Here is a 7,968-nt window from a genome sequence, read left to right as displayed (position 1 = left end):
CCCGTGACCCGACCCGCCACGCCGGTACGTCCGGTGAACTCCCCCTCCTCGTCCCTGCGGGTCTTGCCGATCGGGAAGAACGGGTCGTCCTCGCCGTGCAGCACCAGTGTCGGCGCGGTGATCTCGCCGAGCCGCTCGCGCCAGCGCAGCCCAACGGCCACCTGCTCCGGGTGCGCCCTTCTGCGGAGCGCAACAGGTTCCGGACAGTCCGCGGCGATCGGTGCGGCGACGTCCGCGAGGGAAGTCACCGGCTCCCGGCCTCTCGTCAGTCGAACTCGGCGACGACGCTGGCCGTCGGCCAGGCGCCGTTCTCGATCAGCCGGCGCGTAACCCGGACGATCTCGGCGGCGACGACCTCGACGGCGGGGGGAACCCGGCCGCCGCGCGGCAAGGCCAGGACGATGGTGCGGAAGATCTCGGGATCGGCCATCGGGCCGCCGTTGAGCCGCCCGGCCGCCACGTCTTCGGCGACGCCGGCGGCGGGGAGGACGCTCCACCCGGTGCCGACGGCCACCAGCTTCTTCTGCACGAGCATCGAGTTGGTCTGGCACGCGATCGTGGGTTCGACGCCGGCGGTGCGGAGTGCCTGGTCGATGAGGGTGCGCAGGCCGTGTCCCACGACGGGGAGTACCAGCCGGTTTTCGCTCACCCGAGCCCAGGTGAGCGCGTCGCCGCCGGAGAGTTCCGCCTCGGGCGGAGCGACGGCCCACAACGCTTCGCGCAGCAGGGGCGTGACGGAGATCGAGGGCGTGGAGGCCAGGTTGTACAGCAGGCTCATGTCCACCGCGCCGTCGTCGAGCCACTGCTGCAGGTGGCCGGAAAACGCGCTCAGCAGCCGCAAGTCGATGCCGGGGTGACGGCGGCCCAGCGCTTCCACCAGCGGCGCGGACACGAGTTCGACGGTGCTCTCGAGCAGGCCGATGGTCACGATTCCCTGGATGTGGTGGCGGTCCGGCCGGATTTCGGCCCTGGCTCGTTCCAGTTCGAGCAACGCGCGTCTCGCGCGCCCGGCCAGGACTTCGCCCGCCGGGGTGAGCGTCATCCCCTGACGGCTGCGTTCGAAGAGCGGGACACCGACCTCGTCCTCGAGCGCCCGGATGTACCGGCTGACCGCGGGTTGCACCACGTGGAGCAGCCGGGCCGCCTTGGTGACGCTCCCGGTGTCCCCGACGGTCACCAGCGCCACCAGTTGCTTGAGCTCCATCTGTCCTCCCTGGCGGTATGCCGCACCCGCCTAGGGATATCACGAATCAGCATTTCTCTCGAATGGTCATAACAACGCAAGATGAGGAAGCCCACTGAACCCCCTCCGAGAGGCTGACCATGTACGAGCTGAACGCGGACGAGACCGCGATCGTCGACGCCGTGCGCGACTGGGTCGACCGTGAAGTCGAGCCCGTGGTGCGGTCGCTGGAACACGCCAACACCTATCCCGAAGCCCTGATCGAGCAGATGAAGCAGATGGGCATCTTCGGGCTCGCCATCCCCGAGCCGTGGAACGACGCCGGCGTCTCCACCCCGTGCTACGCCGCGGTGACCGAGGAACTCGCCCGGGGGTGGATGAGCCTCGCCGGGGCCATGGGCGGACACAGCGTCGTCGCCAAACTCCTGCTCCGCTACGGAACCCAGGCGCAGAAAGACCACTACCTGCCGAAGATGGCCACCGGGGAGATCCGGGCGACCATGGCACTCACCGAACCCGGCGGTGGATCCGACCTGCAGGCCCTGCGCACAGTGGCACGCAAGGACGGCGAGCACTACGTGATCAACGGGTCCAAGACCTGGATCACCAACGCCCGCCGCTCGCAGTTGGTGGCGCTGCTGTGCCTCACCGACCGGGATGCCGAGCCGAAGCACCGCGGCATCAGCATCCTGCTGGTCGAGAAGGGGCCGGGGTTCGAGGTGTCGCGCGATCTGCCGAAGCTCGGCTACAAGGGCGTGGAAAGCTGTGAACTGTCCTTCAGCGATTTCCGGGTCCCCGGTGCCGCGTTGCTCGGTACCGCGGAAGGCGAGGGCTTCCGCCAGATGATGCGGGGGCTCGAAATCGGCCGCATCCAGGTGGCATCGCGAGCTCTCGGCGTCGGCGCCGCCGCCCTGGCGCGGGCGGTGCGCTACAGCCAGGAGCGCGAGAGCTTCGGTCAGCCGATCTGGAAGCACCAGTCGATCGGCAACTACCTGGCCGACATGGCGACCGGGCTGACCGCTGCCCGGCAGCTCGTCCAGTACGCCGCACGCCGTTACGACTCCGGTGAGCGGGCCGACATGGAGGCGGGGATGGCGAAGCTGTTCGCCTCCGAGACGGCCATGAAGATCGCGCTCGACGCCGTGCGGATCCACGGCGGCTACGGCTACTCGACCGAGTTCGACGTCGAGCGGTACTTCCGCGACGCGCCGCTGATGATCGTCGGTGAGGGCACCAACGAAATCCAGCGCACCGTCATCGCGCGTCAGCTCGTCAAGCGGAACCCGGTGCGCTGATGGCCGGCGTCGACGCGGCCACCCGGCTGTTCGTCCCCGGCAACGCCCCGCACCGCTTCGCCAAGGCGGCGGCCGTGAAAACCCGGCGTCCTCAGCCACGTTGTCCGCACGGCCGGGGCCGGACGGGGAGGTCTGGCCCATCGCGAAGACGAAATCGCCTGGGCACGTGAAGTGCTCCGCGTGGCCGAAGGGTCGGCGGAAGCTGTCACCGGTCCTGACGGACGAATGATCGACAAGCCGGTGCTCGACCGGGCCCGCGCGATCCTCCGGCACCCAGCGCCGGAAACGAAAGGCTTTCCATGCTCCCTCTTGAAGGAACGACCGTCGTCGCACTGGAACAGGCCGTCGCCGCTCCCTTCGCCACCCGGCAGCTCGCCGACCTCGGCGCCCGCGTCATCAAGGTCGAACGCCCGGGTGACGGGGACTTCTCCCGCAGCTACGACCGCACCGTCCACGGGAACTCCAGCTACTTCGTCTGGCTGAATCGCGGCAAGGAGTCGATCGAACTCGACCTCAAGGACGACAGCGACCGCCGGGTGCTCGACGCCATGATCGAGTCGGCCGACGTGGTGGTCCAGAACCTCGTCCCGGGCGCGGTCGAACGGCTCGGCCTCGATGCCGCGACGCTTCGGGCTTCCCGCCCTGACCTCGTCCACTGCTCGATCTCGGGTTACGGACCCGCCGGCCCATACCGGGCGAAGAAGGCCTACGACCTGCTCGTCCAGTGCGAAGCCGGGCTGGTCGCCGCCACCGGCACGCCGGATGACCCCTGCAAGGCCGGGATCTCGATCGCCGACATCGCGGCGGGCATGTATGCCTACTCGGGTGTCCTGACCGCGCTGCTCCGGCGAGCCGGGCACGGTCTCGGTGCGGCGGTCGAAGTCGCCATGATCGACGCGCTGGCGGAGTGGATGGTCCAGCCGGCGTACCACGCGGTCTACGGAGGTTCGGACACGCGCAGGACCGGCGCGAAGCACGCGTCGATCGCGCCCTACGGCCCCTACCGGGCGGGCGACGGCAACCAGGTGTTCCTGGCCGTCCAGAACGACCGCGAGTGGGTCCGGCTGTCCCGGGGGATCCTCCGGCGGCCGGACCTGGCCGAGGACCCCCGGTTCGTCCACAATCCCGAACGCGTCGCCCACGACCACCTGATCACTCCCCTGATCGAGTCGGCTTTCGCCACGCTCGACGCCGACCGCGTGGTCGAACTGCTCGACGAAGCGGGGATCGCCTGCGCCCGTCTGCGCCGGCCTGCCGAACTCTTCACCCATCCGCAGCTCGCCGCGCGCGACCGCTGGCGGCCGGTCCCCGCACCCGGCGGTGTCGTCGAAATGCTGCTGCCGCCGGTCGGCATCACCGGCCTGGACCCGGCGATGGGGCCCGTGCCCCGGCTCGGAGAGCACAACGACGCACTCCGCGCCGAGTTCGGTTCCCGACGCGAGGAGGCCATCTCGTGACCCCGGTCGTCGAGCGCACCCAGGCAGGGCGTTCGGGCCCTTCGCGGCGTCACTCGATTCTCTTGTCCTTGGTCTCGGGCATGGTCAGGTAGATGATCAGGCCGATGGCGGCGGCGATCGCGCAGTACGACCACACCCACGTCCCGAGTCCGTGGGTGGTCAGGAAAGTCGTGAGATACGGGACGGTGCCTCCGAAGATGGCGACCGCCAGTGCGTAGGGAAGACCGATGCCGGTCGCCCGGACCTCGGGCGGAAACTGCTCCGCCATGATGGCCACGACGTTGGCCGAGTAGCCCAGCAGCAGGACCAGGCCGGCGACCTGCACGAGCAGCAGCAGCCGGAAGTCACCGGTGAGCAGCCGGAAAGCGGGCCACGCCAGGACCAGGAACCCACCGGCGAACGCCGTCATGGTGGGCTTGCGCCCGATCTTGTCGGACAGCAGACCCGCGAACGGCAGGAGGATCACGAAGGCGACGAGTCCGATGACGTTGGCGAGCAGAGCCTGGTTGAGCGGGATGTGCGTGGAAATCGCCGCGTAGGTGGGCAGGTAGGTCAGCCACATGTTGTAGAGCACGACTCCGGCGATGTTCAGGCCGAACACGCGCAGAGCCGCCTTCGGGTGCTCCCGGACCATCCGCACGAGGACGTTGCGCCGCTCGCCGGAACCGGTGGTGCGGGATTCACCGCGGCGAAACGAATCCGTTTCGTCCACGGAGCGACGCAGCCAGAGCCCGGCGAGCCCGAACAGCGAGGCCACCACGAACGCCAGGCGCCAGCCCCAGCTGTCGACCGCCTGCCGGGGAAGTGCCGACGTGACGATCGCCCCCATGCCCGAAGCGATGAGGATGCCCGCGCCGACCGAGACCTGCTGCCACGAGCCCGCGAACGCGCGGCGCCCGGGCCCGGCGGATTCCACGAGGAACGCCGACGCCGAGCCGAACTCGCCTCCCGCGGCGAAGCCCTGCGCCACGCGCGCGACCACCAGGATGACCGGCGCCGCGAGACCGGCCTGGGCATAGGACGGCGACACCCCGATAACGAACGTCGCCGCCGCCATCAGGCCGATCGTGAGCACGAGGCCTTTCTTACGGCCGTGCCGATCCGCGTACGCTCCCATGATCGCGGCGCCGACGGGCCGGACGACGAACCCGACGGCGAAAATGGCCAATGTGGACAGCAGCGCCGCGCCGTCGTTGCCCGGCGGGAAGAAGTGGTGCGCGAAGACGGACGAGAACGTCGTGTAGACCGCCCAGTCGATGAACTCGACGGCGTTGCCGATGCTTCCGGCGACGATCGCCCTGCGGCTCTTCCGGTCGAGTTCCTTCGCCCGGACAGTGCCGAGCCGAGTGTGGTTCATGGGCATTCCCCTTGGCTTCCGGAAGCCGTCAGACGGGCGCGGATCGGCTCGGACTGCGCCGCATCGGCGATCGTGAGCGCCATCGCCAGGCTGCCGTCGCGCACGAACCGGTCGCCTTCCGCGCCTCCGGCGGCGACCGCGAAGGCGGCCGTGTGGTTGCCGTCCTCGGGTGGGAGGTCGAACGACAGCATGGGGTGGAGTGCGGGGATCACCTGGGAGACGTTGCCCATGTCGGTCGAGCCGAAGAGCTTGTCCGGGTAGTCCGGGAACGTGCGGCCCAACCCTTCCGCGTGTTCCTGGAAGAGGGAAGCCAGATCCCGGTCGTGCCGGAACTCGCGGTACAGCGACGGCTGGGTGGTGAACTCCACGGTGGTTCCGGTCGCGACCGCGCCGGCTTCGAAGCACCGCCGGACCCGCTCCCACACCTCGTCGACCTCGTCGATGGTGTCGCCGCGGATCATGCACTCGACCACGGCGCGGTCGGCGATGACGTTGACCGCCGACCCGGCTTCCCGCACGACGTGGTGGACCCGGACGCCGTCGCGCAACTGCTGGCGCAGCAGTCCGATGGCGGTCTGCGCGACCACCGTCGCATCGGCGGCATTGAGCGCGTTCCATGGTCGCGACGCGTGGCCGCCTCGGCCGGTGTAGTCGATCCGCCAGGATCGGGAGGCCCGGAACTGGGGGCTGACGACGTCCTTCAACGACGGGTGCACCATCATGGCGGCGTGCGTCCCGTCGAAGACGCCGCGCTTGACCATGATCTCCTTGCCGGTTCCCCGCTCCTCCGCCGGAGTGCCGAAGACCTTGATCGTCAGGCCCAGTTCGTCGGCGAACGGGGCCAGTGCGAGCCCGGCGCCCACGGCCGCCGCGGCGATCGTGTTGTGCCCGCAGCCGTGCCCGATGCCGGGGAGGGCGTCCATCTCGGCGCAGAGGCCGAACACCAGCTCACCGGAGCCCGCCGAGGCCACGAAGGCCGTGGGCAAGCCCGCTACTTCGCGTTCGATCGCGAACCCGTGCCGCTCGAGGACGTCGGTGATGAGGGCCGACGTCCGGTGCTCCTCGAAAGCCGGCTCCGGGTCGGCGTTGATGGTGTGCGACAGCTGCAAGACGAGGTCGAGGTTCTTGTCGAACTCGCTTTCGATACGGCCCCTGATGCCGGTCATCGCCACACCTCGTTCAGCAGTCGAAGGATGTTGCCGCCGAGCACGGCCGTGATTTCGCTGTCGCTGTACCCGTGCTCGACGAGCCAGCCGGTGATGTTGCGGAAGTTCTCGCTCGGGTTCTCCAGGCCGTCGACGTGGCTGATCCGCTCCCACTCGAGATCTCCCGCGTCGAACACCGTGGAGGAGCCGATCACGTCGCTGATGGCTTTCTGGAAGGCGGCGTGGTCGCCGTAGAGGGTGTCCGGGCCGAACGCGACGTGTTCGATGCCCATCAGCTCGACGGCGTAGGTGAAGTGGTCCATCACCGAATCGATCGACTGCGAGCGGTGGTCGTACGACACGGTCGTGTGCGGCGCCGCTTCGATACCCAGCACGCCGCCCCGCTCCGCGCACGCCTTCAACACCTCGTCCGGTTTCATCCGCGGGATCGGCCAGACCGCCCGGGCGCCGGCGTGCGTGATCGCGATGGGCTTGGCTGAAGCCTCGATGGCGTCCAGGCTCGTCCGGTCGCTCGCGTGGGACACGTCGACGAGGATCCCCAAGGCGTTCATGCGCTCCACCGCTCGCCGGCCGAAGACCGTCAAGCCGCCGTCGTGGTGCTCTTTCTGACCGCTCCCGAGCGTGTTCGCGTCGGAGTAGACCAGCCCCATCTGCCGGATTCCCAGTCCATAGAGGACATCGATGCGATCCAGGTCGTTCTCGATCATCCCCGCCGACTCGGTGCCCATGACGAAAGCGACGTCACCGGCGCGCTGGGCGTCGAGGATGTCCTGGACGGTGCGGGCGGCGACGACGCCGTCCTGGTGCGCGAGGTCCGCGAGACGCAGGCCGAGCGTCGTGATCAGATCGTCCCATTTCCAGCCGGCCCTGCGCGTGCTCCCGATGACGCCGAACCAGTTGTCGAAGACCGCGGTCAGGCCGGACCGGCGCAGCTCGGCGAAGGCGGTGAACTCGTGCTTGGAGCGCAGGAAGGCGGGCGTGTCCGCGAGGTCGGCCGGCAACAACTGCGGGTGATCGTGGAAGCTGATGAGCACGTTCTCCGCCAGCAGGCGGTCGATCCGCGCCTGCCGGTCGTCGTCCGAAGCGGCGGCGAAGCGGCTCCGGCGGGAACTCGGATCGGACAGTTCGACGGCGGGGAAGTCGACTCCACGCCGTAGGTAGGGAAACGACTCGTAGTCGGCGGGCTTGGCGGCGGGACCGTACATCGAAGAGTGCTCCTTTCAGCGTCGCGCAGGGGTTGGCGTGTGTTTTCTCAGTGCTCCGGCACGGGATCACGTCGCACGGTGCCGTCGCCGTCCACCACGACGGCCGGATCAAGGTCCCTCGACGCCTCCGCGACCTGCGCCAGGATCGAGGCGGCCACCTCCGGCCGCGGGAAGATCGGCTGGCTGTCGGGGTCGAGTTCGATCGGATCCAGACGGAGAGTGGGCCCACCCTCGCCGCCCAGCCCGACGCGGAACACCGCGCTCTCGAACCACGGGCCCCGCACCAAGGCCGGCCGGTAGGGGGC

Annotated in this window: 8 protein-coding genes; 2 read left to right on the top strand and 6 right to left on the bottom strand. The window is 69.3% G+C overall.

The features are described from left to right. Nucleotides 1–248: alpha/beta fold hydrolase (locus FNH05_RS38905; RefSeq protein WP_425458491.1), on the bottom strand; the 248-nt coding region annotated here is incomplete at its 3' end. Between the two features lie 17 nt (nt 249–265). After that, nucleotides 266–1,204: a LysR family transcriptional regulator gene (locus tag FNH05_RS26400; protein ID WP_144591418.1), complete on the bottom strand. Its 939-nt coding sequence runs from the start codon at nt 1,202–1,204 to the stop codon at nt 266–268. Nucleotides 1,205–1,323: 119 nt separating this feature from the next. Between FNH05_RS26400 and FNH05_RS26395 the strand changes: the two genes are divergently transcribed. Then, nucleotides 1,324–2,478, top strand: coding sequence for an acyl-CoA dehydrogenase family protein (locus tag FNH05_RS26395; protein WP_186382748.1), 1,155 nt, complete (start codon nt 1,324–1,326; stop codon nt 2,476–2,478). A gap of 299 nt (nt 2,479–2,777) precedes the next feature. Next, nucleotides 2,778–3,935, top strand: coding sequence for a CaiB/BaiF CoA transferase family protein (locus FNH05_RS26390; protein ID WP_144591417.1), 1,158 nt, complete (start codon nt 2,778–2,780; stop codon nt 3,933–3,935). A gap of 49 nt (nt 3,936–3,984) precedes the next feature. Here FNH05_RS26390 and FNH05_RS26385 read toward each other — a convergent pair whose 3' ends face one another. From FNH05_RS26385 to FNH05_RS38300, 4 genes are all read right to left on the bottom strand, one after another. After that, nucleotides 3,985–5,292, bottom strand: coding sequence for an MFS transporter (locus tag FNH05_RS26385; protein WP_222426714.1), 1,308 nt, complete (start codon nt 5,290–5,292; stop codon nt 3,985–3,987). Continuing rightward, nucleotides 5,289–6,458, bottom strand: coding sequence for a M20 family metallopeptidase (locus FNH05_RS26380; RefSeq protein WP_144591415.1), 1,170 nt, complete (start codon nt 6,456–6,458; stop codon nt 5,289–5,291). The genes FNH05_RS26385 and FNH05_RS26380 overlap by 4 nt, the downstream gene beginning before the upstream one ends. Next, entirely contained in the window at nt 6,455–7,663 is a 1,209-nt protein-coding gene (locus tag FNH05_RS26375; protein ID WP_144591414.1) for a dipeptidase, read from the bottom strand. Before FNH05_RS26375 ends, FNH05_RS26380 begins: the two co-directional genes overlap by 4 nt. A 47-nt stretch (nt 7,664–7,710) precedes the next feature. Then, nucleotides 7,711–7,968, bottom strand: a 258-nt coding sequence (locus FNH05_RS38300) for a hypothetical protein (protein WP_222426713.1), incomplete at its 5' end; no start/stop codon positions are given.

Origin of the sequence: Amycolatopsis rhizosphaerae (assembly GCF_007713715.1) — a bacterium.
Classification (GTDB): domain Bacteria; phylum Actinomycetota; class Actinomycetes; order Mycobacteriales; family Pseudonocardiaceae; genus Amycolatopsis_E; species Amycolatopsis_E rhizosphaerae.
This window is presented reverse-complemented; position numbering and strand designations above follow the sequence as displayed.